At 63.8% G+C, this 23,467-nt stretch carries 24 protein-coding genes; 13 read left to right on the top strand and 11 right to left on the bottom strand.

All coding sequences use genetic code 11. From position 1 onward, the window contains the following. The first annotated feature begins 141 nt into the window (after positions 1-141). The 5 genes from rpsF to ACXPWS_RS31625 all read left to right on the top strand — a co-directional run bounded on the left by rpsF (position 142) and on the right by ACXPWS_RS31625 (position 5,336). Positions 142-432 (top strand): 30S ribosomal protein S6, encoded by a 291-nt coding sequence (gene rpsF / locus ACXPWS_RS31645; RefSeq protein WP_003931678.1) that lies wholly within the window; start codon positions 142-144, stop codon positions 430-432. Positions 433-511: 79 nt separating this feature from the next. After that, positions 512-1,012 (top strand): single-stranded DNA-binding protein, encoded by a 501-nt coding sequence (locus ACXPWS_RS31640; RefSeq protein WP_458710435.1) that lies wholly within the window; start codon positions 512-514, stop codon positions 1,010-1,012. 36 nt (positions 1,013-1,048) lie between these two features. After that, complete coding sequence (gene rpsR, locus ACXPWS_RS31635) at positions 1,049-1,315, top strand: 30S ribosomal protein S18 (protein WP_458710434.1); 267 nt, start codon at positions 1,049-1,051, stop codon at positions 1,313-1,315. A 15-nt stretch (positions 1,316-1,330) separates the two neighbouring features. Then, a complete protein-coding gene (rplI, locus tag ACXPWS_RS31630) occupies positions 1,331-1,783 on the top strand; it encodes a 50S ribosomal protein L9 (protein WP_458710433.1) in 453 nt (150 codons plus the stop codon). 484 nt (positions 1,784-2,267) lie between these two features. Beyond that, positions 2,268-5,336, top strand: coding sequence for a replicative DNA helicase (locus ACXPWS_RS31625; protein WP_458710432.1), 3,069 nt, complete (start codon positions 2,268-2,270; stop codon positions 5,334-5,336). Positions 5,337-5,357: 21 nt separating this feature from the next. Here ACXPWS_RS31625 and ACXPWS_RS31620 read toward each other — a convergent pair whose 3' ends face one another. Continuing rightward, entirely contained in the window at positions 5,358-6,248 is an 891-nt protein-coding gene (locus tag ACXPWS_RS31620) for an SDR family oxidoreductase (RefSeq protein ID WP_458710431.1), read from the bottom strand. Positions 6,249-6,396: 148 nt separating this feature from the next. Next, the gene (locus ACXPWS_RS31615; protein WP_123023568.1) at positions 6,397-6,819 is read right to left on the bottom strand and encodes a tautomerase family protein; all 423 of its coding nucleotides are present in this window, start codon (positions 6,817-6,819) and stop codon (positions 6,397-6,399) included. 347 nt (positions 6,820-7,166) lie between these two features. Between ACXPWS_RS31615 and ACXPWS_RS31610 the strand changes: the two genes are divergently transcribed. Next, positions 7,167-8,267 carry an AraC family transcriptional regulator gene (locus tag ACXPWS_RS31610; RefSeq protein ID WP_458710430.1) on the top strand — a complete coding sequence of 367 codons (1,101 nt, stop codon included), beginning with the start codon at positions 7,167-7,169 and terminating at the stop codon, positions 8,265-8,267. 114 nt (positions 8,268-8,381) lie between these two features. Here ACXPWS_RS31610 and ACXPWS_RS31605 read toward each other — a convergent pair whose 3' ends face one another. Further along, on the bottom strand, positions 8,382-8,822 hold the full coding sequence (locus ACXPWS_RS31605; protein ID WP_458710429.1) for a TIGR03618 family F420-dependent PPOX class oxidoreductase: 441 nt from the start codon (positions 8,820-8,822) through the stop codon (positions 8,382-8,384). 123 nt (positions 8,823-8,945) lie between these two features. Continuing rightward, positions 8,946-9,947 carry an SDR family NAD(P)-dependent oxidoreductase gene (locus ACXPWS_RS31600; RefSeq protein WP_458710428.1) on the bottom strand — a complete coding sequence of 334 codons (1,002 nt, stop codon included), beginning with the start codon at positions 9,945-9,947 and terminating at the stop codon, positions 8,946-8,948. A gap of 522 nt (positions 9,948-10,469) precedes the next feature. Here ACXPWS_RS31600 and ACXPWS_RS31595 point away from each other — a divergent pair. Next, positions 10,470-11,117, top strand: a complete 648-nt coding sequence (locus ACXPWS_RS31595) for a TetR/AcrR family transcriptional regulator (protein WP_458710427.1) — start codon at positions 10,470-10,472, stop codon at positions 11,115-11,117. Between the two features lie 44 nt (positions 11,118-11,161). Here the strand turns inward: ACXPWS_RS31595 and ACXPWS_RS31590 are convergent, their stop codons facing one another. The 3 genes from ACXPWS_RS31590 to ACXPWS_RS31580 all read right to left on the bottom strand — a co-directional run bounded on the left by ACXPWS_RS31590 (position 11,162) and on the right by ACXPWS_RS31580 (position 12,791). Further along, entirely contained in the window at positions 11,162-11,431 is a 270-nt protein-coding gene (locus ACXPWS_RS31590) for a muconolactone Delta-isomerase (RefSeq protein WP_458710426.1), read from the bottom strand. 140 nt (positions 11,432-11,571) lie between these two features. Next, positions 11,572-11,982 (bottom strand): RidA family protein, encoded by a 411-nt coding sequence (locus tag ACXPWS_RS31585; RefSeq protein WP_458710425.1) that lies wholly within the window; start codon positions 11,980-11,982, stop codon positions 11,572-11,574. Positions 11,983-12,167: 185 nt separating this feature from the next. Next, positions 12,168-12,791, bottom strand: a complete 624-nt coding sequence (locus ACXPWS_RS31580) for a TetR/AcrR family transcriptional regulator (protein ID WP_458710424.1) — start codon at positions 12,789-12,791, stop codon at positions 12,168-12,170. A 423-nt stretch (positions 12,792-13,214) separates the two neighbouring features. Between ACXPWS_RS31580 and ACXPWS_RS31575 the strand changes: the two genes are divergently transcribed. After that, a complete protein-coding gene (locus ACXPWS_RS31575; protein ID WP_458713770.1) occupies positions 13,215-13,607 on the top strand; it encodes an MmpS family transport accessory protein in 393 nt (130 codons plus the stop codon). Next, positions 13,604-16,531 (top strand): MMPL/RND family transporter, encoded by a 2,928-nt coding sequence (locus tag ACXPWS_RS31570; RefSeq protein WP_458710423.1) that lies wholly within the window; start codon positions 13,604-13,606, stop codon positions 16,529-16,531. Before ACXPWS_RS31575 ends, ACXPWS_RS31570 begins: the two co-directional genes overlap by 4 nt. Positions 16,532-16,773: 242 nt before the next feature. On the opposite strand, the gene ACXPWS_RS31565 is transcribed toward ACXPWS_RS31570, so the two are convergent. After that, on the bottom strand, positions 16,774-16,974 hold the full coding sequence (locus ACXPWS_RS31565) for an alpha-ketoglutarate-dependent dioxygenase AlkB (protein ID WP_458710422.1): 201 nt from the start codon (positions 16,972-16,974) through the stop codon (positions 16,774-16,776). A 45-nt stretch (positions 16,975-17,019) separates the two neighbouring features. Continuing rightward, positions 17,020-17,397, bottom strand: coding sequence for a hypothetical protein (locus tag ACXPWS_RS31560; RefSeq protein WP_458710421.1), 378 nt, complete (start codon positions 17,395-17,397; stop codon positions 17,020-17,022). Between the two features lie 27 nt (positions 17,398-17,424). On the opposite strand from ACXPWS_RS31560, the gene ACXPWS_RS31555 reads away from it, so the two are divergent. Next, entirely contained in the window at positions 17,425-17,793 is a 369-nt protein-coding gene (locus ACXPWS_RS31555; RefSeq protein ID WP_458710420.1) for a DUF4437 domain-containing protein, read from the top strand. Positions 17,794-18,270: 477 nt separating this feature from the next. Here ACXPWS_RS31555 and ACXPWS_RS31550 read toward each other — a convergent pair whose 3' ends face one another. Further along, positions 18,271-18,735, bottom strand: a complete 465-nt coding sequence (locus ACXPWS_RS31550) for a winged helix-turn-helix transcriptional regulator (protein ID WP_458710419.1) — start codon at positions 18,733-18,735, stop codon at positions 18,271-18,273. 80 nt (positions 18,736-18,815) lie between these two features. On the opposite strand from ACXPWS_RS31550, the gene ACXPWS_RS31545 reads away from it, so the two are divergent. The 3 genes from ACXPWS_RS31545 to ACXPWS_RS31535 all read left to right on the top strand — a co-directional run bounded on the left by ACXPWS_RS31545 (position 18,816) and on the right by ACXPWS_RS31535 (position 22,415). After that, positions 18,816-19,469, top strand: coding sequence for a cysteine hydrolase family protein (locus ACXPWS_RS31545; RefSeq protein WP_458710418.1), 654 nt, complete (start codon positions 18,816-18,818; stop codon positions 19,467-19,469). A 467-nt stretch (positions 19,470-19,936) separates the two neighbouring features. Continuing rightward, positions 19,937-20,497: a MarR family winged helix-turn-helix transcriptional regulator gene (locus tag ACXPWS_RS31540; protein ID WP_458710417.1), complete on the top strand. Its 561-nt coding sequence runs from the start codon at positions 19,937-19,939 to the stop codon at positions 20,495-20,497. A gap of 535 nt (positions 20,498-21,032) precedes the next feature. Beyond that, a complete protein-coding gene (locus ACXPWS_RS31535) occupies positions 21,033-22,415 on the top strand; it encodes a hypothetical protein (RefSeq protein ID WP_458710416.1) in 1,383 nt (460 codons plus the stop codon). A 110-nt stretch (positions 22,416-22,525) separates the two neighbouring features. Here the strand turns inward: ACXPWS_RS31535 and ACXPWS_RS31530 are convergent, their stop codons facing one another. Then, positions 22,526-23,011, bottom strand: a complete 486-nt coding sequence (locus tag ACXPWS_RS31530; RefSeq protein ID WP_458710415.1) for a MarR family winged helix-turn-helix transcriptional regulator — start codon at positions 23,009-23,011, stop codon at positions 22,526-22,528. Between the last annotated feature and the right edge of the window lie 456 nt (positions 23,012-23,467).

The raw sequence follows: 23,467 nt of genomic DNA, 5'->3' as shown, positions 1-23,467 counted from the left end.
CGCACAAATGCGGCCGGCGTGATCGCGCGATTTCGCAGTTCAGCGGCCCTGCCTGTAACCTAGCGGGGTTGCCGACGCAGGCGACCCTCCTGCCACGGACAAGCCGTGGCCGCAACGACCATAGGAGGTGATGGGTTTCTCATGCGTCCATACGAAATCATGGTCATTCTTGACCCCACTCTCGACGAGCGCACCGTAGCTCCGTCGCTGGAGACGTTCCTGAACGTCATCCGCAAAGACGGCGGTTCCGTCGACAAGGTCGACATCTGGGGCCGTCGCCGGCTGGCGTACGAGATCGCCAAGCACGCCGAGGGCATCTACGCCATCGTCGATGTCAAGGCTGAGCCCGCCACGGTGTCCGAGCTCGACCGTCAGCTGAACCTGAACGAGTCGGTGCTGCGGACCAAGGTGATGCGGACCGACAAGCACTAGGTCGATACACCCCGCCGATGTCGGGTGCGTTGCGTAGGCTCGCGCCCAACATAGGCTGCCCACTGCCCAGGAGGATCTTGTGGCTGGTGATACCACCATCACTGTTATCGGAAACCTGACCGCCGACCCAGAACTGCGTTTCACGCCGTCCGGTGCCGCGGTTGCGAACTTCACCGTGGCGTCCACGCCGCGGACGTTCGACCGCCAGACCAATGAGTGGAAGGACGGCGAAGCGCTGTTCCTCCGCTGCAACATCTGGCGTGAGGCGGCCGAGAACGTGGCCGAGAGCCTCACCCGCGGTTCGCGGGTGATCGTGTCCGGCCGGCTCAAGCAGCGGTCCTTCGAGACCCGTGAGGGTGAGAAGCGCACCGTCGTGGAGCTCGAGGTCGACGAGATCGGCCCGTCCCTGCGGTATGCGACGGCCAAGGTGAACAAGGCCAGCCGCGGTGGCGGCGGTGGCGGTGGTGGGTTCGGCGGCGGATCGAGTCAGCCGCGCACTGCGGAGCCGAAAGACGATCCGTGGGGCAGTGCTCCCGCGGCGGGCTCGTACAGCGGCGCTGACGAAGAACCGCCCTTCTGACAAACACAGACAAACATTTGAGAAAGAGATAGACCCATGGCCAAATCCGGTAGTACCAAGCGGCGGCCGGCACCCGAAAAGCCGATCAAGACCCGCAAGTGCGTGTTCTGCTCCAAGAAGGGCAAGGGGCAGGACATCAACTACAAGGACACCGCGCTGCTGCGCACCTACATCAGCGAGCGCGGCAAGATCCGTGCCCGTCGGGTGACCGGCAACTGCGTCCAGCACCAGCGCGACGTCGCCGTTGCAGTGAAGAACGCCCGCGAGGTGGCTTTGCTGCCGTTCGGTTCGTCGACGCGGTAAGGGAGAAACCACATCATGAAGCTGATTCTCACCGCAGAGGTCGACCACCTGGGTGTCGCCGGCGACGCCGTCGAGGTCAAGGACGGTTACGGCCGTAACTACCTGCTCCCGCGTGGACTGGCGATCGTGGCCACCCGTGGCACCGAGCGCCAGGCCGACGAGATCCGTCGGGCCCGCGAGACCAAGGAAGTCCGCGGCGTCGAGCACGCCAACGAACTGAAGACCGCCATCGAGGCGCTCGGCCCCGTGGCGCTGGCCGTCCGGGCCGGCGAGGGCGGCAAGCTGTTCGGCTCGGTCACCCAGGCCTCCGTGGTCTCGGCGATCAAGAAGGCCGGCGGACCCAACCTCGACAAGCGCACCGTGGAGCTGCCCAAGGCGCACATCAAGTCGGTCGGGACGCACCCGGTCGGCGTGCGGCTGCACGCGGGCGTCACCGTGTCGGTGCCGCTCGACGTCGTCGCCGAATAGGCTCTGCACGTCCGAAGCACTTCCGTAACGCCCGGGTGGGGAACCACCCGGGCGTTGCCGTGTTTCCAGCGAATGCCTTTCGCGTTAGCCGGCCAGCAACTGCAACTTGCTGTTAACCTTTCGGGCTCCCAGCCGCAACGCAACACGCCCGAGGTGGCAACCCTCGCCGACACGCCGGGGCAACTAGTTTCCACAGCGGTAGACAGTAGAAAAACGGCCTTGAACTGGACGTCGTTTCGCTACCGGTGAGTTAATGCACAAGTTCTCCCCAGCTCCTCAACACAGCTGTCCTCGTGTTTCCACACGGCATCCACACCCCTATGCACAGGGTCGTTTGCGCCGCGCGCAGCAACGTCTAATGTTGGCCGTCGCATGGTGGTGGAGTCCGGGCCCTCGGGGTGGTTGTCGGTGCGGCGTCCTACTGTCATGACAACTAGAGTCGAACGCATGTTCGGCCGCGATATTAGTGCGGGAGGGACGGCCAGTGGCTGTCGTAAACGACCTCGGTCATAGCGGCATGGACGAGCCGCCCAGCGAGGATTTCGGTCGCCAGCCTCCGCAGGACATGGCCGCAGAGCAGGCGGTGCTCGGCGGCATGATGCTCAGCAAGGACGCCATCGCCGACGTCCTCGAGCGCATGCAGCCCGGCGACTTCTACCGGCCCGCGCACCAGGATGTCGCGATGGTCATCCTCGATCTCTACGACCGCGGTGAACCTGCCGACGCCGTGACGGTGGCCGCCGAACTGGACCGTCGTGGCCAGCTGCGCCGGGTCGGCGGGGCCCCGTATCTGCACACCCTCATCTCCACCGTGCCGACGGCCGCCAACGCCGGCTTCTACGCCGGCATCGTCGCCGAGAAGGCGCTGTTGCGGCGTCTGGTGGAGGCGGGCACCCGGGTCGTGCAATACGGCTACGCCGGGGCCGACGGCGCCGACGTGCACGACATCGTGGACCGGGCCCAGGCCGAGATCTACGACGTCACCGACAAGCGCCGCCAGTCCGAGGATTTCGTCCCGCTGGAGGAGTTGCTCCAGCCCACCATGGACGAGATCGACGCGATCGCCTCGGCGGGCGGAATCTCGCGGGGCGTGCCCACCGGGTTCATCGACCTCGATGAGGTGACCAACGGGCTGCACCCCGGGCAGATGATCATCGTCGCGGCCCGCCCGGGTGTGGGTAAGGCGCTGGCGCTGGACACTCCGCTGCCCACCCCGCACGGCTGGACCACGATGGGCGATGTCAGCGTGGGGGATGAGCTGATCACCGCCGACGGTGTTCCGACCCGGGTGGTGGCCACCACCGAGGTACTGCTCGAGCGCCCCTGCTACGTCGTGGAGCTCGGCGACGGGACGAGCATCGTGGCCGACGGCTCGCACCAGTGGCCGACGGGCCGCGGCATCGTGGTCACGGCCGCCCTGCGCGCCGGTGCCGACCGGCTGGAGCCGGTGCTGACCGCCGGCGGCACGGCGGTGCTGACCCGCCCGGTGACGATCACCGGCGTCCGGCGCATCGACTCCGTTCCGGTGCGGTGCGTCGAGGTGGACGATCCCTCGCATCTGTACCTCGCCGGCCGCTCCATGGTGCCGACGCACAATTCCACGCTGGGACTGGATTTCATGCGGTCCTGCTCCATCAAGCACCGGCGGGCCAGCGTCATCTTCTCGCTGGAAATGAGCAAGTCCGAGATCGTGATGCGGCTGCTGTCGGCCGAGGCCAACATCAAGCTCGGCGACATGCGCTCGGGCCGGATGAACGACGATGACTGGACCCGGCTGGCCCGGCGGATGAGTGAGATCAGCGAGGCCCCGCTGTTCATCGACGACTCGCCGAACCTCACCATGATGGAGATCCGTGCCAAGGCCCGGCGGCTGAAGAAGAAGGCCGATCTACAGCTCATCGTCGTGGACTACATGCAGCTGATGTCCTCAGGCAAGAAGTACGAGTCACGCCAGCAGGAAGTCTCGGACTTCTCCCGAAGCCTCAAGCTGATGGCCAAGGAACTGCACGTGCCCGTGGTTGCGATCAGCCAGCTCAACCGTGGTCCCGAACAGCGCACCGACAAGCGCCCGCAGGTGTCCGATCTTCGTGAGTCGGGCTGCATGACCGCCAACACCCGGATCTTGCGGGCCGATACCGGCGCCGAGGTCACCTTCGGTGAGCTGATGGCCACCGGCGAGCGGCCGCTGGTGTGGTCGCTGGACGAACGCAAGCGCATGGTGGCGCGACCGATGACCAACGTGTTCCGCAGCGGGCACAAGGAGGTCTTCGTGTTACGGATGGCGTCCGGCCGCGAGGTCGAGGCCACCGCCAACCATCCGTTCATGACGCTGGACGGCTGGATTGCGTTGGGAGATTTGCAGATTGGTGACCGGCTGGCCACGCCGCGGCGGGTGCCCGAGCCTGTGCTCACCGAGCGGATGCACGAATCCGAGATCGTGATGCTCGCCCACATGATCGGCGATGGATCATGCGTGAAGCGGCAACCGCTCCGGTACGCCAGCATTGATGAGGCGAGTCTGGTCGCGGTGGAGATCTCGGCCGCGCACTTCGGCGTGACGCCGGTACGCGACGTCCATCCCGCCGCCCGGGTGACGACGCTGCGGCTGCCTGCCCCGCAGCGGCTGACGCATCGTAAGCGCAACCCGATTGCGGCGTGGCTGGACAAGTTGGGCTTGTTCGGCAAGCGCAGCTACGAAAAGTTCGTTCCCAAAGAGGTTTTCGCACTGCCCAACGATCAGGTGGCGCTGTTCCTGAAGCATCTGTGGGCGACCGACGGTTCGGTGCGCTGGGATGCCAAGGCCGGCCAAGCGCGGATCTACTACGCGACCACCAGCCGGCAGTTGGCCGATGATGTGGCGCAGCTGCTCCTGCGGGTCGGGGTCTACGCGCGCATCAAGTGCGCCAAGAAGACCGGCTACCGCGACTGCTGGCACGTGCACATCTACGGCGGCGAGAATCAGAAACGCTTCGTCGCGCATGTCGGCGTGCATGGTGCCCGCGGGAAGTCGGCACGGGAAGTGTTGGCCAACATCGACACTGCGCCGCGCAACACCAACCTCGATACGGTGCCCAAAGAGGTGTGGCGACAGGTCAAGTCGGCGTTGACCCGCAACGGGATGACGCATCGCCAGTTCGCGGCATCGATGGCGACCCAGTTCTGCGGTTCGGCCATGTGGAAGCATGCGCCCAGCCGGCACCGGCTGCACCGGGCCGCAGCGCTGCTCAAGGATGACGAGTTGCACGATCTCGCGACCAACGACGTGTTCTGGGACGAGATCGTCGAAATCACCAGCATCGGCACGCATGACGTCTTCGACGGAACGGTGCCTGGCACGCATAACTTTGTGGCGCAGGGCATCGCAGCGCACAACTCATTGGAACAGGACGCCGACATGGTCATCCTGCTGCACCGCCCGGACGCCATCGACCGTGACGATCCGCGCGGTGGCGAGGCCGACCTGATCCTGGGCAAGCACCGGAACGGGCCGACCGCGAATATCACCGTGGCGCACCAGCTTCACTTGTCGCGGTTCACAAATATGGCGCGGTAGGTCTGGCGAACTGTAGGTTGCTCAGGGTGCGGGGATCGGGTCTTGGTCGTCGCGCAGCTGCTCTGGTGTCATGTCGAAGGACTTCTGGATGCCGTCGTTGCGGGTGCCGAGACCGTCGGTGGTCTTCTTGCTCCACGGCGCCTCGATAAGCTTCTTGGTCTCCTCGAGCATCGACTTCGGCTCCAGGTTCCGGTAGCTGTCGATCTCACCGGCAGCCAGCGCTGTCAGCGTCGCGTACACGGGCTCGGGGTTGAATTGCGCCCGAGGGAAGGCCAGTTTCGAGTAGTCGAACAACCGCTGCTGCGGGTCGTCCTCCCAGCTCTCCCACGTCTGGAAGATGCGGTCGTTGAAACCGGTGAGGAATGGCCCCGGGTTCATGGTTGCGACTTCCACGCCGAACTCCTGCAACTCGTCCTTCATGCTCTCGGCGATTGCCTCGACGGCGTGCTTGGAGGCGGAGTAAATGCCGGTAAAGGGGTTGACGTTGAGCCCTTCGCGGGAGGACACCCAGATGATGCGTCCGGATCCGCGCTTGGCCATCTGCTTGGCGATGGGCTGGGTCAGCAGCAGTGGTCCGGTGACGTTGACCTCGAACTGGCGCCGGATGTTGTCTCCTGGAATGTCGACGGTGGAACCGCCTTCGCCGACGCCGGCGTTGTTGACGAGGATCTCGATGCCCCAGTCGAGGGCCTTGCGGCGGTCGCCGTCATTGGTGACATCGAGTTTCTCGACCTGCAGGGTCACCCCACGCGCGTCGGCTTGTCGTTTCAGGGTTTGCACCTGGCCGTAGATCTCAACCGCGGCCACCACGGCGAACCCCTTCTCGGCGAGTCGCATTGCGACTTCGTATCCAAAGCCGGTCCCGGCTCCGGTGATGAGCACCTTCTTCAATGTCGTTGCTGGGGTTGCCACGGTGGCGTCCTTCCGGGGTGCGGACAGCGCCGGACAGCTGCCTGGCGCCAATCGAGGGCTGTGGTCGTTGACGGTGATGGTCCGACTGAGTCGGTCGGAGGCGGCGGCACCTGGAGGTTGGCTCTGCGGGGGACCGATGCTGAATTCGTCAGTGCGGGATGGAGTTTGGGTCGAGACGGTCGGCTGGCACACCCCTGACGTAGGTCGCCACCCCCAGGCCCATGGACCAGTCCGCGGGCTGAACCGTCATCAGGTTGAAGAAGACGTCCTCGGGCCGCACCTGCAGCTTCTCCTGCAACTCGTCCACGACAGCCTCGTAGAACGTGCCCTTCTGTTCCGGGGTCGCGACGTCGAGGAAGATGAGCTGGATGAAGATGCAGTTCTCGGACCGGTAGATGCCCAGGTAGTCGGCGTCGAAGAGGAAGTTCTCCGCCTTGTGTTCACTGATGGTCTGGAACCGATCCTCGGGGACGCCAAGGCATTCGATCATCTTGTCGTAGACGACATCGGCGATCGTACGGCGGTACTCCGCTGACTTGCCTTCGATGAGGTCGATACGAGCTAGCGGCATGAGAAGCTCCTGACGAGTGTGAGAGAACCCGAGTTGCACCCCGGTGGATGGTTGGGACGTGGACTACATTCCCTACTTCCTTACTCAACCCCGACCACTGGCGGTGTGCTAGCCCAATTCGGCTCACCTTGTGCCCATTCCGACTTCATCATGGTTAGGCGCCGCCTGAGGTGGCTGGCAAGGACGGGTAGGTTGAGAGGTCGTCAAAGCCCAGGTTGACTTCACACGCGCCACAAGCGCCCAAGGCACCCCAGCCGCAACGTCCTCTCGGCAGATTCCCAGGCGCAGGTCAGGTAGGCGAGATAGGCTGTGACGAGCGGCGAGCCCACTCGGAGCTGGAGGTTGGGATGCTCGATCACCCCTGTGAAATTGAAGTATCTTCGAACGACCTTGCTGAGGAACTGTCAGCTCGTTCGTTCGGCGACGGCGCCAACGTGGGCCTATGGCCCGGTTTGACGATCTACCGGTACGTCAAGCCGACCATGCCGAAATGGGATGAGATCCAATCACTTTCAGTATGCATCGTCGCGCAGGGCCGCAAGATCGTCACCGCCGATGGCCATCACTATGTCTGCGACGAATGCCAATATCTTCTGCTCAGAAGCAACCTGCACTTTCAGTCGCAGATCCTGGACGCAACGCCAGACAAACCGTTCCTCGCATTCGTGCTGCAGATCGATCCGGCTGTGGTGCGTAGGCTCTCGGAGGCGGTGATCGGTGGTCGCGCCACGTCGGACCAATCAACGACTCCGACGGAGGGTCAGGTTCAGAGGGTCGTGTCCGAACTCGACGACGAGTTTGGGGGCGCGGTCCTCCGCTTCTTGAGGTCACTCGCAACGGATTCGGACCGACGGGTGTTGGCACCGTTGTATCAACACGAGCTGGTGTACCACATCATGCGTCGTGACCGGTCCGCTCAACTGCTGATGATCGCTGGGCAGCAGGACGATGAGAACTCCGTTGCGGCGGCGCTGAACTACATCGACGCGCACCTGTCCGAGTCACTGACGGTCGAGACCCTTGCCGGGCAGGTGAACCTCAGTTCGTCAGCGTTCTCACGAAGGTTTCGCGAACTCACCGGCAGATCGCCACGTCAGTTCGTCAAGGAGACCCGACTAGAGCGGGCGCGCGAACTGCTATTCGAACGCCGATTGGGAGTTGGGGACGTTTCCGTCGCAGTCGGATACACCAGCCAGTCGCACTTCACGACGGAATTCCGGGCGCGTTTCGGGACGACCCCGCGCGACTACGCCGACGCAGAGGGACTGAGCCGCGATCTAGGCCCGACCTACAGCGCAGCAGACGTAAGCGATGAACTCGGCCCAACGACAGCGAAGGACTTCCCGCCGCGGCCGGCCCACATTTCCATCGGAAGCGGATTCGGTTATCCCGGTGCTGCTGTGCCCTCATCCTCTGCGTACCAGGTGAAAACCCGACGTTTCGCGTGATGGCCTCAGAGTTGCGACCAGCCCCCTTCGACGGGAAGTTCAGGTCACGAGGCGGCCACACGATCCGTCGCGCTGTCGCGCACCACGACCGCGAAATGACTTGTCGTGCATCGCTTATCCGTTGCTATAGACCCGATCGGGTCGGATGAGCACTGCTGCCCGGCGCTGCTCGGCCATCGTACGGTCGTAGTCGTCCCAGTCGTCGTGTTCGCCGCCGGCTGCGGTGAAGATCGCTCGGAGCAGCAGCCGCAGCCCTTCGGCGTCCAGCCAGGGTTGCGGGTCGTCGGGTCCGACGAGCTCGGCGCGGCCCTCGACCGCCGCCCATTGCCAGCCGTTGCGGAAGGTGGCGGTGACTTGGGGCCGGGCGCGCAGGTTCGCCAGCTTGACCGGGCCTGCTGCGACCAAGGCCAAGATGGTCTCCCCGGTCGCGGGATGGGCAAGGATGCCGGCGTTGACCAGGGAGGACTGGATGGTGTCGTTGGCCCGCAACGTCGACAGCACCACCAGGCCTTGCTCGTGGCTCGACAGCGATACTGCTTCTTGAAGTGTGGTCACGGAATCTCCTCTTCGTTGTTGGGGTCCATGCACGTCTGTGTTTCGACCGCTCTGGCGCGGCGTGTGGTGGAACTGTCGATGAGGCTCGGATCCGCGATCACTCACCGCCACGGGCTCCAACCCTCAGCGGGACTCAACGCCATCCGCACCGATGGTGCGGGGAGTCGGTTCTTGCTGTGAGCGTGGCTTCTTGACGAAGCGGTGGATGGCTTCGTAGGCATGCTGTTGTATTGCCGGGTCCCTGAAGTCGGCGACGATCTCCGACTGATCGACTAGGGGCCCGACGACTTTGCCCGGTCGGCTGGCGTAGAACACGCCGCTGCGCAACTGTTGATCGGTGACACCGTCGACCAGCCGCTTCGCGCCCTTCTCCAACTGGTGTCCGACCCCCAAAGCCGGTAGGACGTAGGGCAACATGACGTGATTCATCATGGCCCGAGTGACGGAGCCCATGTCGCGCAAGGCGTCGGTTCCCGCGGTGTTGCCCGGGCTGACGGTAAGCAGCCGCAGGTCGGGATGCCTACGCGCCAGCGCCGACATCCACAACGGACCAAGGTATTTCACCTGGCCGTAGGCGAGGAACGTGTTGAACTTGTGCTGCTCGAAGTACGAACCGTCGATGACGCTGGCGAAGTCCTCCACCGAGTGGTCGGCGAACGTGGGCCGCGGCATCCGCATCATGCGAACACCCCGCGCGGCTTCGCTGCCCACCAGGACCGCGGTGTTGGTCAACGCCCCGGCGGCGAGGAGATTCTCGAGCAGGACGACGTGGCCCAGCACGTTGGAACCGAAGACATGCGTGACGCCATCGGCGGTGAGCGCCAGCGGTGTTGGGCCGCCGGTGCCGCCGGCGTTCATGACGACCGAATGCAGAGGGCCATCCAATGTGCTCAGCGCGGACCTCACCGAGTCCAAGTCGGTCAGGTCCATTCGCACGACCGTGAAGATGGACCTGCGCGTGAGGCGTTCCAGGTCGGCGGCCGCAGATTGACCGCTGTCGGTGTTGCGACACGCCAGATAGATCCGGTCGAAATCGCCGGTAAGAGCGAGTTGGCGCGCCACCTCCTTGCCGAGCCCAATGTTGGCACCGGTGATCAGAACTGCCTTGGAAGACGTCGTAGCCATGTCATTTCCTTTCGATAGAGAGAGTCATGTGCTCGGCAGTACACGGTCGGCGGCGATGGTTGACGTCGACGTCGTGATGCCCCTTCTGTAGAGGAAGGTTGCTTCGAAGCTCACCTAGAATTTGTAGTCTAGGCTACATAATTGACTTGAAGTACGCGGATGTCAATCGTCAAAGTTTGTACGGCGTAGATCGCTGTTGATACCGTTGAATATGCTGGCCCAAACATTTTCGGGTGATCCGGTGTCGAGGAACAGGCGCACCGTAGCGAAGTGCCGCCGTATCGGCGGCAAGTGGCTACTGCATCTTTTTATGTAGTATGAGCTGCATTATCGGGCAACGTTGGGGCTATACTTTTGTCCTGGTCGCCGCGGGCAGACCGCGCAGGACCCGGTAAGTCGATGTCGGGTTCGCGGCGGCGCGAGCAGCACGCATGAAGACTCGGAACAGGATTCGACGAATCGGAAGGGAGATCAGGTCAGCGGGTCCCGCAGCGACGGATCTCGCCAGACCTGGCCAACGTGATGGCAACGAACGAAACGGTCACCGAGCCGCAACGGCTCACCCCCAAGGGACGAGCCACGCGGGAGCGGATCGTGGCGACGGCAGCGCAGCTGATGTACGACCACGGTGTCGCCGGCACGAGTCTCGGCGACGTCCAGAAGACGGCGGGCGTGGGCGTTTCGCAGGTGTATCACTACTTCGGGGACAAGGATTCGCTGATCAGGGCCGTTGTCGCGCACCGCATCCAGGCTCTGCTGGCAACGCTCGGCGGGCTGGACAGCATGGAGGGGTTGCGCGCCTGGCGAGACTTCCTCGTCGACACGCTCGGCCAGCGGAACTGTGAGGGCGGCTGCCCGGTCGGGTCCTTGGCCGGGGAGCTGGCCGAGTCCTTCCCGGATTGTCGAACTGACCTCGCCGGTGGATTCGACCAATGGGAAGCGGCGATCCGCGCCGGCCTGCAGGCCATGTGCGACCGGGGCGAGCTGCGCCGCAAGGCCAACCCCGACCGGTTGGCGACGGCGCTGTTGGCTGCGGTCGAAGGCGGCATGCTGCTCGCACAGGTTCGCCGCGACCCAGCTCCTCTGGCAACGGCACTCGATGAGGTCCTCGATCGCATCGAGGAGCTCAGGCCCCGACGCGCCCCGGCCCGTCACTCGCCCGCCGTCTGACCGGCCGCCGTCGGCGAGGCCTGATGGCTACGGCCGCGCGGCCCTCATGGGGTGTAGAGGTCAAGTGCGGTGACTTCGATCTCGGTGTAGGGCCGGATCGGCAAGCTAGCAAGCGCCTCCTCCAAGGCGTTGGCATCAGCGGCTGACCAGATGCCGATGTTCGTGTGAGTACCAGGCAACCGCCAGAGCTGCCGAATCACCCCTTGAGACAGCAACTCTCGGCCCCTGGACCGTTCACGCTCGAGCAGAGCCGTACGTTTGTCTTCGGGTAGTTCGAAGGCGCGGGCAAAGTCCACACGGACGAGGAAGTCCATTTTCTCTTTTGTCCTTTCGGCGGTGGAACTGCTCTCACCCAGCGGCCGGTGTCAATCGATGGTGTGACGTCCGTGGAGGCGCCCGATCTCTGCGTGACGCGGGCAGCAAGCGCAGTAGCCGCACCGCCAAGGCGCCCTTGCTAGTCGAGAACCGCGATCGCCTCCACCTCGATGAGGTGCTCGGGGACGAACAACGCGGCGACACCGATCAAGGTGCCCGGCGGCATGAACGTGGTGACACCGAGTTTGGCGCAGGCTCGGGCGCGGCCCTCTTGCACCAAGGGCATCTTGTCCACGGTCCAGTCGGTCACGTAGTTGGTCAGTTTGACGATGTTGTCGAAGGAGCCACCAATCTCGGCGAGTGCGGCCCCGACGTTGAGATAGCACTGCTCGACCTGCGCGGCGAGGTCGCCCTCGCCGACTAGCGTTCCGTCGGCGTCCCAGGCGACCTGCCCGGCGATAAAGACAAGCCTGGATCCGGTGGCGATCGACACCTGGTGGAAAAACTCGACTTTCGGCAGGCCCTGCGGGTCCGTCAAGGTGATGCTCATGTAGAACTCCCTATCTGTCGTGAAGGCCGTTAGCCCCCTGTTGCGAGAAGACGTGGCACTGCAGCAAAGGACCGCACCACGGCGCCCCAGATGAGCACCGAGGCTTTCGGCACATTGCACCGGCAAAGTCATGCTCTTGTCGGCAGCTTTCGGGTTGGCTGGTAGAGCAGCTGTATCGGAGCTGACTATTCATGGAGGAGTGATGCCTCGACCGCGGGATCGGCCACATCGTCGATCCACCGCAGCAGCCGCTGGCTTTGGCGGTGCATCAGGGCGGGGTCGCGCAGCGAGTGGGTGAGCACGGCGGTGCCCTGGTAGGCGGCGATCAACGTGACCGCCAGATCGCGTGCGTCGGATCGTCCCATCTCGCGGAATTGCCGCTCCGCCCAGTCGACTACCACACCCAGCAGCTCACGGCTGCGGGAGGACGCTTCAATCCCAAAGCGCTTGTCCAGCTCGGAGGCCAGCGTTCCGATCGGGCACCCGTACTGCGAGATGGAGTCGCGGGCGGCGTCGAGCTCGTCAACGAGAGCCTTCAGCCGCGCGCGCGGCGTCCGTCGCCGATCTAGACGTGCGAGCAGCTCGTCACGTTCCTCGGAATAACCTTCGACGATCGCGTCGACCAGCTCGTCTTTAGTCTTGAAGTAATAGAAGATGTTCCCGACGGCCACGTTGGCCTCAGTGGCGACGTCGGCCAACGTTGTACGCTCCACGCCTTGGTGGTAGATCATCCGGCGAGCACCCTCGACCAGCCGCTTACGTTTCTCGGCTCCCTGCGCTCTGCGCGTCCCGACCATGTTCACCGCCATCATGAGTTGGTTGACTGACTAAAGCATAGCGCTCAAGAACGACCGCCCATCGGCTTCAGACCGCGAAGACCAACTGGCTGCTCTCGAACGGTCGGTCACCATCTCGCCCAGCCGGGCCGGCGTTCTGCCCGAATCACGGCGCTGCGCGCGTGAGCCCGGTGAGATGTTAGGTTAGTTGTCCAACCAACAAATCAGGAGCAGCGCTCGAATGCGTACTGGACCTTCCGACGCTTCAACCTCGTCGTCGCGGCGCGGGCGACCCACCCTCGCCCAGCTCTGCCTCGACGGGTGTTCACGTGGTCGCGGTCGGCTCAGCCGTGAGCGGGCATCGGCAGACTCCCGTTTTCCCCCCAACCGAAAGGCGCGGCAGTGAAGGGCTTTTCGATCGGAAGCGTGGTCAGGCGACGCTGGACGGTGATCGTGATGGTGGTCGTCGTGGCGCTGGCGGGCTTCGGTGTGGACCGGTTACGCGGCGTCTTCGGCTCCAACGACGTGGTGTCCTGGCCGCGCGCGGACTCGATCGAGAACAGCAAGTACAACCCCAAGCAGGTCCTCTTCGAGGTCTTCGGCAGTCCTGGGGCGGTGGCGACGATCAACTACCTGGACGAGCACGCCCAACCCCAGCGCGTCGACGACGCGACCCTGCCCTGGTCGCAGCTGCTGACGACCACTGACCCCACCCTCTTCGCCGACCTCCGTGCGCAAGGCGACGCCGACGCTCTCACCTGCCGCATCACCGTCAACGGCATCGTCAAGGACGAAAGGTCCACCACCAACGTGAACGGCTACATCTCCTGCCTGGACAAGTCCGCGTGAACGAGCACCGCGTCGAGGACCCGGTCCGGCGTTCGAGGGTCGCGCGCAACATCCGTCGATTCGCCATCCCCATCGCCATCTTCTGGGTCGCCGTCGCCGCTCTGACCAACGTCCTGGTCCCCACATTGGAGATCGTCGGCGCGAGACACACCGTGGCACAGAGCTCGCCGGACTCACCGTCGCTGAAGGCGATGAAGCACATCGGCAAGGTCTTCGGCGAGTTCGATTCCGACAGCAACGCAATGATCGTGTTGGAAGGCGATCAACCCCTGGGCGCCGACGCGCATCAGTTTTACGCCACCCTGGTCAAGAAGCTGGCTGCCGACCCCCACGTCGAGCACGTCCAGGATTTCTGGGGTGATCCCTTGACCGCGGCCGGCTCCCAAAGCAAGGACGGCAAGGCCGCGCTGGTGCAGCTGTACCTGGTGGGGAACCAGGGTGAGTCCACCTCCAACGAATCGGTCGACGCCATCCGCAAGATCGTCGCCGACTCTCCGCCACCGCCCGGGGTGAAGGCCTACGTCACCGGTGCGGCACCGCTGACCACCGACACCTTCGAGATCGGCGGTTCGGAGAACGTCCTGATCACCGGGGTCACGTTCGCGGTCATCGCGGTGATGCTGCTGGTGGTCTACCGCTCGTTCGTCACCATGATGCTGATGCTGATGACGGTGATGGTCGAACTGTCCGCGGCCCGCGGAGTCGTCGCCGCCCTCGCCAACTCCGGGTTCATCAGCCTGTCCACCTACACGACGAACCTGCTGACCCTGCTGGCGATCGCCGCCGGTGCGGACTACGTGATCTTCGTCGTCGGGCGCTATCAGGAAGCCCGCTCCGCCGGCGAGGATCGAGAAGCCGCGTATTACACCATGTTCCGAGGCGTCGTCCACGTCATCGTCGGATCGGGGCTGACCATCGCCGGGGCAGTGGCCTGCCTGAGCTTCACCCGACTGCCCTACTTCCAGAGCCTCGGCCTGCCCGCCGCCCTAGGCGTGCTGGTGGCCCTGGCGGCCGCGCTCACCCTGGGCCCCGCGATGCTGGTGATGGCCAGCCGCTTCGGGCTACTCGAACCCAAGCACGCGACACGCACCCACGGCTGGCGGCGCATCGGCACCGTCATCGTCCGATGGCCCGTTCCCGTCCTCGTTGCGTCGATCGCACTGGCCCTCATCGGCCTCCTCGCGCTCCCTGGGTACAAGACTGATTTCGATGCCCGCCCCTACGTGCCCGCCACCTCACCTGCGGCCGTCGGATACACCGCCGCCGAACGCCACTTCTCCGAGGCACGACTCAACCCCGAGTTGCTGATGATCGAATCCGATCACGACATGCGCAACCCCGCGGACATGATCGTCCTCGAACGGGTGGCCAAGGCCGTTCTCCACACCCCCGGCATAGCCATGGTGCAGTCGATTACCCGGCCCCTGGGCACACCAATCACCCACAGCTCGATCCCTTTTCAGATCAGCGCGAGCAGCGCGAACACCATCATGAACCTCAGCTACCAGCAGGCCAGAGCCCAAGACATCATCAAACAGGTCGACCAGACCTCCAAGTCGATCGACATCCTGCAACAACAGCTCGCGCTGCAGCAGGCCAGCGCCGCTGCCACCGACGAGCAGACCAAGGCATTCCACGACACCGTCGACACCATCAACCAAGTCCGCGACAACATCGCCAACTTCGACGACTTCTTCCGGCCGTTGCGCAACTACTTCTACTGGGAGCCACACTGCTTCGACATCCCATCGTGCGCAGCGATCAGATCGGTGTTCGACTCCATCGACGGCATCAGCGAACTCAGCGACAAGTTCGCGACGATCACGGCGAGCTTGGACAAACTCAACGCCCTGCAACCCCAGCTGGCCGCCCTCATCCCACCGCAGCTCGCCATTCAGGAAGCCAACCGCGACCTGCTCCGCTCGAACTATGCCACTTCGGCCGGCACCGACACCCAATCCGCGGAGGCGCTCAAGACTGCGACCGCACTCGGCAAGGCCTTCGACGACGCCAAGAACGACGACTCCTTCTACCTGCCCCCTGAAGCGTTCGACAATCCCGACTTCCAGCGCGGCCTCAAACTGTTCATGTCCCCGGACGGCCACGCCCTGCGCATGACCATCACACACGAAGGCAAACCCGCGGCACTGGAGGGAATCTCGCACATCGACCCGCTGCGGAACGCGGCATTCGACGCCCTCAAGGCCACCCCGTTGGCCGACGCCAAGATCTACATCGCCGGAACCGCGGCCACTTATAAGGACATTCAGGAGGGCGCGACGTACGACCTGATGATCGCCGCGCTGGCCGGGATCAGCCTCATTTTGCTGATCATGGTCTTCATCACCAGAAGTCTGATCGCCGCGCTGGTCATCGTCGGCACCGTCGCACTGTCCCTGGGAGCGTCGATCGGTCTGTCAATCCTGGTGTGGCAGTACATCGCTGGTATCCAGCTGTACTGGGTCATCGTGCCACTGGCCGTCATGCTGCTCTTGGCGGTGGGGGCCGACTACAACCTGCTGCTGATCTCCCGATTCAAGGAGGAACTGCCTGCCGGCCTCAAGACCGGCAACATCCGCGCGATGGCGGGTACCGGCGGTGTCGTCACCGCGGCGGGCCTGGTGTTCGCGGCCACCATGTCCTCTTTCATCGTCAGCGACCTGGTCATGCTCGGACAGCTCGGCACCACCATCGGCCTGGGCTTGCTCTTCGACACGCTGATCGTGCGGTCGTTCATGACACCGTCCATCGCCACCCTCCTCGGTCGCTGGTTCTGGTGGCCCCTCAACGTGCGTACCCGACCGGCCAGCCAGATGCTGCAGCCGTATGGCTCCCGCATCTCCGTCCGGGAACTACTCGGCCACCAACGCCGCCCAGCAACCGGACCGACCGAGAACACCGACGAGAACGGTCAGCGGCCATGACACCCACGAAGACCGTGACGTGGCTTGCACATACCGCCTCCACGGAGAGGCTTAGTCATCACTGCGCGTCACGTGACTAAACGGTGACTGTGGGTCTCGGTGGGTGTGCCAGGGGCGGCGTGCAGTCGAATCGGCGTCTGCGAAGTAGTGGACACGAAAGTGAGAATCCTCGGCTGTCTGGACCTGGCGGCCTCAATTGCTGTCGATTGCAGAACGCGCGTAACCGCGTCGAGCCGCTTGTCTCAGGCGCTGAGCACTGCGGAGAAGTTGAGGCTCATGCGTGGTCCCGCAGGGGTGTTCTGTTTGGGGACGCAGTGTTGCCAGTCGCGTTGGCAGCGTCCGTGCATGACGATGACATCGCCGCCGGCCGGCGTGAAGGCCGTGCTGGGGCCCCCGGAGCCGGGCCGAAGGAGGAAACGCCGGGGTGCGCCGAGACTCAGCACGGGGATGGTCGCAGTCGGCGCCTTATTGGCCGGTCGATCGGCATGTCATCCGGTGCCGTCGCGGTGATCGCGGTACCAGTTCATCCAGACCCGGTTGTAGAGCACGTCGTATTGTGTGCCTAGGACGGCGATGATCCGGCCGATCGTCGGCGGTACGAGTTGCACGTCGACGTACTCGGCGGTCAGTCGCGGTTCCTTGACCATCCGGTTGTACATCCAGCGACTGCGTTGTTCCCAAATGTCGAGTACGGCAAGTTGGTTGAGCAGGTGGGTGTGGCCAGGGACCAACGCCGGGACGTGTGTGATCCAGGAGTGCTCGTCAAGGGCGTGGACGGTGGCGCGGTCGAACGCCGATGGGTCGACCGACGCGGCGGTGGTGTTCTCGGCGTCGTCAAATAACGACGACTGCCACGGTTGCGCCATGTCGCCTCCTGAATCCCGTCACGTTCGATGGTGAGTGCTGTCTGCTGGCAACCCGTCGGCCCGCTCGACGAGAACGGCAAGGGAATCTTCGTCTCACTGATGTACGGCGACCTTGAAACCAAGGGGCCCACCGCATTCCTGATGAAGTACTCCGCCGGCATCACCGCTCCACCTCACATTCATGGACACGACTACTACGCTGTCGTCGTCTCCGGCAAGTTCCGGCACTATCTCCACGACCAGGACGAATACGAAGTGCTCACACCCGGATGCACATGGTTTCAAAAGGGCGACGCCGTACACGGCGACACCTGCGTCGGCGACGAAGACTGCGTCCTCAGTATCTTCTGGCCCAACGGCTTTGACGTCACGTTCATCGAGAATGCAACGCCGTAACAACCCGCGACGGCGGGTCGTTGCAGAACGAGGCGATCCACCGGCGAGAGTCCTAGCCCGACGTCAACCAGGTCGAGCTGGTCACGGCCCAGTGGGTCGAGCAATTGGCCACCGAGCGTTCTGTACGAGTACCTCGACACTTCACTCCCGAGGCCGTCGAGAAGCTCAACGGCGATCACAAACACACTGCCGACACGCAGATTATTCAACGGGGCGTGGCCGCCGGGCTCGCCGGAAGAAGTCAAGCCCGTCAACATTCCCGTCGATGGGGCTCAGGACGTGGCCGCAGGGGAAGAATCCAGCCCACCCGTGTTGCTCGGTCGCTGTGCCGATCTCGACGAGGATGTGCGGATCGGCCAGCGGCCCGAATGGAGGCACGTAGACGGCGTGCCGCATACCGTCAACGTTAACGCGCACAACGCATCCAAGCGCGCGTCTGCGTGGTGAGGGAGTGCTGGTACCTGTCGAGTCGAAAGATCAGTTAAGGCGAAGTCCGCGCTCGGCGGCGAACTGCGGGTCGAGTTCTGAAACGATCTGCGGAGAGGGAACGATCCGAGCACAGGCGGGGCAGGTGCCGTCTAGGGCGAGTTCGGCGCCGCATTCGGTGTGGCTGAGGTGGATCGCGACGGGCTCATCGGCATCCTTGCACCAGGTTTCGCCCCACGCACGCAGGGCCAGCAGGACTGGTAAGAAGTCGCGGCCTTTCTCGGTGAGGACGTAGGCGAAGCGACGGGGCCGTTCACTGTAGGCGCGACGGTCAACGATGCCGTCTGTCTGTAGCTGCTTCAGTCGTGCCGTCAACAGTTGGGCAGTGGCGCCGCTGAGGCGCTGGAGATCATCGAAACGGGTTGTGCCCAATGTGAGTTCACGCAAAATCAGCAGGGTCCAGCGATCTCCGATCTCGGGAACCGAACGTGCAACCGGGCACAACATGTCAGACATGGGTCTCACCTTCGGCATTACACGCACCTTTCCGGGTGTCCGCATTCGGGTGGTTGTCGGAACCACCCCAAGGAGTCTCGATGTCCGTTTTGCACGACGACCCCGCGCGCACCGCGCTGCTGATCGTGGATCCTTACAACGACTGGCTCGCAGACGAAGGCAAGCTGTGGCCACGCATCAGCCAGATTGCGCAACAGGTGAAACTCGTGAGCAATCTCGCGGCGCTGATAGAAGCGGCCAGATCCGCCGGTGCCCCAGTCGTGTACGTTCCGCATCGACGTTGGGAGCCCGGCGACTACGACGACTGGGCGTATCCGAACCCGACGCAGAACCTGATGCGCACCGTGCGGGCCTTCGCTCGGGGAAGCTGGGGTGGGCAGTGGCATCCCGACCTGACCCCGCGCGATAACGAGGTAATCGCCCAAGAGCATTGGGCACAAAACGGATTCGCCAACACCGACCTGGATTTCCAGCTGCGCCAACGCGGAATCAACCGAGTCGTGGCGACCGGGCTGTTGGCCAACACTTGCGTAGAGGCCACCGCCCGAGCGGCCATGGAACTCGGCTATCACGTCACCCTGATCAACGATGCCACCGCGACGTTCACCGAGCAGATGATGCACGCCGCGCACGCTCTCAACGGCCCGACCTATACCCATCAGATCACCACAACAGCCCATGCCCTGGCCGGCGCTCCCCGCCAGGCCGGGCCGATGTCGGAGTCGGCGCGGTAGGCCACCCATCTGGTACGAGTGGGGCAAATCGGCCCGTATTCTTGGTCAGCGGTGGCACAGTCGGATGCCGCCGAGCCAACGAAATGCGCGGACGGTCAGGTTCTGCCGATTTGTCACGCCTGCCAGAGGCGACGGACACTACGGCTCTTGCAAGTCCAGTCAGCCCTTAGCTATCGCGCATCTCAATCAATTCCTGCGCAACGACTACGCCACGCCAGTTAGAAAGAACCCGCATGCCGTCCCAGAAGTAACAGGCCGTCGCTCTGCTGAAAGCCATCGAACCTGGCGCGTCCGAGCCCGGCGACGTCGTTGACGCCCACAATTGCATCCAGCCAACTGGGGAGCCGCTGACGGCTTGGCGGGCTACGGGCGGCCATGTATTCGGTCACCGATGGCTGACATCCGCTGGTATCACTTTTCCAGATTTCGGGCCGACCGATGATCGGGGGCGCCTAGCATGACCGCGTATGGGGGGTGCGTGTTCGGAGATTCCACCAAATCGTCTTCCCGCGCTCGATGAGACCGAGCAGTGTAGTTGGGAACACTATCTCGATGCGGCGATGCGGCTCTACATACTGCTGAATCGGAAGTTGCTGGACGCGCACAAACTCACGCTCTTCGACGTGCTGCTATTGCAGATACTGGCCGGGTCTGGCTCCGGTTCCGCGCGGGTTGGCGATCTGGCCCAGGCACTGATGTTGACCCCGAGTCGGGTGAGCCAACAGATTCGGCGGTTGGAGTCACAAGGGCTGGTGCAGCGCAGCGCCAGCAATCGAGATCGACGCGGTGTCGTCGCGATCATCACCCACGACGGTATGGCGCGAATCCGGCCTGCGCTGGTCACTTACGCGCGGGTGGTGCGCACGCACTATCTGGATCAGCTGTCACGTCCGCAAATGGCAGCACTGGGCGACTGCAGCCGGCGGATCACAAGTGGTGTGAACCCCATTGACGTAACGCTGAATTCAGCCAAAGGACGCCGGGCGAAGCTGCTACGTAGCCGCAGGTCGGCAGACTGCCCTCCGTGATCGTCACCTTCGTGACGAACTCCGAATCGGAGGTGGCCCGATCGGCGCGGAGGCGACGCATCCCTGCTGAATTCGGTGGTATCACAGGCAGATTCGGTAAACAGTAGCTGGGGATGACGGTGCCCAACCGCGCGCCGGCAGGCGGGCCGTTCGAACCGTTGCCGGTGCCTGGCGGGACCGCCCTGAACGGTGAGGTGAGAGACCGTCAGTTCTCAGCCGACTCAGCTAACTACGACTGAGGGGCTGTTAATGCGATTTGCAGCGAATAGCTCCGCCAATTCGCAGTCTGGCAATTAAAAAGCACGAATAGAACCTGTGCCAGAACTTCTTCGAGGTCGTTGCGCATTTGATTAAGCGCATTTAAGTGAGAGTTTGCCAATGGAAGACTCACATGCGGGTTGAAGTGCGAAAATGCGGTTCAGTGTCGATTGCGGCAGTCGGGACGCCGAAACGGAACAATACATTCATACCGAAGCCTGGCTTCCGCTCGGATAGCTTTCCGGTGTCACGACCTCGTCGATTAAGGAGAGATGGCATGGAGATTGCCGTTCGGTCACGTCTCAACATGGGTATTGCGGTGGCGAGTGTCGGGGCGATTGCGTTTGCCCCGATCGCCCAACCGATGCCCGCCATCGCCGAGCTACAAGCGCGAGCAGTGTCTTCTACCGAGGTTGCGCTGACGGCAGCGGTGAACCCAATTGAGCAGTGGTCGAAGATCATCCAAGACGCGTTGGCCAACGGCGGAACGCTCGTGCAAAGCTATCTGGACAACCCCGTGCCGATCCTGCATCAGCTGTTGCTCAACGGGCTGGGCTACGGCCGGCAGACTTTCACGGCACTGCAAACCTCTGTGGTGAATCTTGTCGACCAGTTGAGATTGGATAATCCGAATGGCTTTCCGGCCGGGGTCAAGAACGGCCTGAGTCAGATTCTGGCAGGCGAGATCTACGAGGGCACGACGACGCTGTTCAATGCCGGGCTCGGATTCATACTCGGGCCGGTTGGTCCGCTGCTCGAGCTGCTGCAAATCCCCGTCACCATGGCGCAGAACTTCGCGAACGTCGTCGCCGCGGTCCCGGGAGTTCTGCTCGGCGTGGGTTTCGGAGCCATCGCCACCGTCAACGGCACCATTCAGGCAACCTCATTTCAAGCGCAGGCCGTCCTCGACGCCCTGAAAGTCGGGGACCTGATGGGCGCGGCGGGTGCGCTCGTCGCCACCCCGGGAGCGATCGTGAACGCGGTGCTCAACGGGTTTGCCCTCACCGGAGCCCCTGGTCTCCTCAGCCCGGGTGGATTGATCGCCCAGGTGATCCAGGGCCTCAACACGATTGCCCAAGCGCTCGCACCGGCCCCGCCGCTGGCGGCGAAGGTTGCCGATACCGGACCATCCGCCCTACCGTCGACGGCCTCGTCGCTTGCGACCGTCACCCTCGGTACCGAGAAGCCGGCGACGGCTGATGCAGCAAAGACGTCAGCGACGGAGCCCAAGTCGCCGGAGGCCAGCCCGACGGAACCCAGGTCGACGGAACCGACCGCGACCGTGCCCGCCGCGACGGAACCGACCGCGACTGAGCCCGAAAAACCCTCCAGTGCAACGGAATCAAAGCCCGAATCGAAGCCGGAGCCGAAGCCGGAACCGGGGACCCCTTCCAGCACCACCACGCCGAACGGCGGCACCGACATGACCAGTGGCAACAAGGCTGAACCCGGCAAGACGGGGGCGCCCACCAAGCCGAGCGGATCGACCGACGGCGGGACGGGCTCGGGCAGCACAGGCGCCGGATCCACGGGGTCGCAGAGCTCCGGCTCCGACAGCGGAAGTGCCGCGGCCGGCACCGAGGCCTCCGGGAGCGGAAGTGGCGCAACCGGTTCGGGTAGCGGCGCATCCGGAAGTGCTGCCTCCGGCGCCGCCGCCTAGCCACGTCCTTTTCAAGACCGGTGGACCCCGCTCCTGAGCGGGGCCCACTGTCGTCTGCGATCTCGAATGGCCGCCAGGCACAGCTCCGGGTGGCTACACCGGAGTCCTGTCTAGTGGCGGTAGGGGTCCAAGTCGCGCATCCGGTTCAGATGAGCTTGCTGTATTTCGTCCGCACGGGTGAGGAATCCGACGATCAGGGCGATCTCCGCCGCGGTGTAGTGGTTCAACAACATCTGTCGGCCCTGGTCCAGCACCGGAGCGACGAGCTCGGACAGACGGCGCGCAGCGAGATCCGTGGCCAACACGATCACTCGGCGTCGATCGGTCGGATGCAGCGATCGACTGACGTATCCGAGCTTCTCCAGCCGATTGAGAACAATCGTGGTGCCGGCGGCAGTCAGACCGAGCCCGTCGGCCAGGAGTCCCGGCGTCATAACGTCCTCGCCCGCAAGAAGAATGAGCTCCAGGGCACGCCGATCTGTCTGATTGATGCCTAGCACCCTCACCAATTCACGCGCCAAGTCATCGACCGTTCCATGGAGAGATTCCAGTGTTCTCTTCAGGACCACGGCCGAACGAGCGAGTTCTGTTGTCATTGAACGAAAAGACCTCCCACACCTGGGCTTGGCCCTATTCGGTGAACATGGGGTCAGGCGGCCTTTGCCGACTGGTCGAGTCTGTATTCCTTTGTGGCAGACCTGATCATACCGGCGGACGAGCGATCTCCTGCGTGATTGTCGAGGGTTTCAGTGGGAAGGTTGCCGACGACCGTTGCCGCCGTCTTCGCCGGCAATGCAAATCGGTTCCAGAGCGCAACTCTCGCTGTGGCCCAGATAGATTCAGCCACACGGGTAGGACGGCACGAGTCCGGCCGGCCAGCGGAACGATTCGTCTTGGCGGCGAACTGGACCGGTCCGATATCTGCAATTCGGCAACCACCACTGACGCGCACAAGTGGGGCGTCGGGGATGCCGCTCGCCGGCAAAGCGGTGCGCCCCGGCGAAGTTACATCACCTGACCAGTCGGTGCGCATCGACGGTTCGCGGTGAGTA

This window comes from Mycobacterium sp. BMJ-28, assembly GCF_054404835.1.
The sequence above is the reverse complement of the archived record's forward strand: the minus strand, read 5'-3'. Positions and strand labels throughout refer to the sequence as shown.

Coding starts and splice junctions, on each gene's coding strand:
- rpsF (WP_003931678.1), top strand. CDS start 142: ATGCGTCCATACGAAATCATGGTCATTCTTGACCCCACTCTCGACGAG.
- rpsR (WP_458710434.1), top strand. CDS start 1,049: ATGGCCAAATCCGGTAGTACCAAGCGGCGGCCGGCACCCGAAAAGCCG.
- rplI (WP_458710433.1), top strand. CDS start 1,331: ATGAAGCTGATTCTCACCGCAGAGGTCGACCACCTGGGTGTCGCCGGC.
- ACXPWS_RS31615 (WP_123023568.1), bottom strand. CDS start 6,819: ATGCCGCTAGCTCGTATCGACCTCATCGAAGGCAAGTCAGCGGAGTAC.
- ACXPWS_RS31610 (WP_458710430.1), top strand. CDS start 7,167: ATGCTCGATCACCCCTGTGAAATTGAAGTATCTTCGAACGACCTTGCT.
- ACXPWS_RS31600 (WP_458710428.1), bottom strand. CDS start 9,947: ATGGCTACGACGTCTTCCAAGGCAGTTCTGATCACCGGTGCCAACATT.
- ACXPWS_RS31595 (WP_458710427.1), top strand. CDS start 10,470: ATGGCAACGAACGAAACGGTCACCGAGCCGCAACGGCTCACCCCCAAG.
- ACXPWS_RS31590 (WP_458710426.1), bottom strand. CDS start 11,431: ATGGACTTCCTCGTCCGTGTGGACTTTGCCCGCGCCTTCGAACTACCC.
- ACXPWS_RS31585 (WP_458710425.1), bottom strand. CDS start 11,982: ATGAGCATCACCTTGACGGACCCGCAGGGCCTGCCGAAAGTCGAGTTT.
- ACXPWS_RS31580 (WP_458710424.1), bottom strand. CDS start 12,791: ATGGCGGTGAACATGGTCGGGACGCGCAGAGCGCAGGGAGCCGAGAAA.
- ACXPWS_RS31575 (WP_458713770.1), top strand. CDS start 13,215: ATGGTGGTCGTCGTGGCGCTGGCGGGCTTCGGTGTGGACCGGTTACGC.
- ACXPWS_RS31560 (WP_458710421.1), bottom strand. CDS start 17,397: ATGGCGCAACCGTGGCAGTCGTCGTTATTTGACGACGCCGAGAACACC.
- ACXPWS_RS31555 (WP_458710420.1), top strand. CDS start 17,425: ATGGTGAGTGCTGTCTGCTGGCAACCCGTCGGCCCGCTCGACGAGAAC.
- ACXPWS_RS31550 (WP_458710419.1), bottom strand. CDS start 18,735: ATGTCTGACATGTTGTGCCCGGTTGCACGTTCGGTTCCCGAGATCGGA.
- ACXPWS_RS31545 (WP_458710418.1), top strand. CDS start 18,816: ATGTCCGTTTTGCACGACGACCCCGCGCGCACCGCGCTGCTGATCGTG.
- ACXPWS_RS31540 (WP_458710417.1), top strand. CDS start 19,937: ATGGGGGGTGCGTGTTCGGAGATTCCACCAAATCGTCTTCCCGCGCTC.
- ACXPWS_RS31535 (WP_458710416.1), top strand. CDS start 21,033: ATGGAGATTGCCGTTCGGTCACGTCTCAACATGGGTATTGCGGTGGCG.
- ACXPWS_RS31530 (WP_458710415.1), bottom strand. CDS start 23,011: ATGACAACAGAACTCGCTCGTTCGGCCGTGGTCCTGAAGAGAACACTG.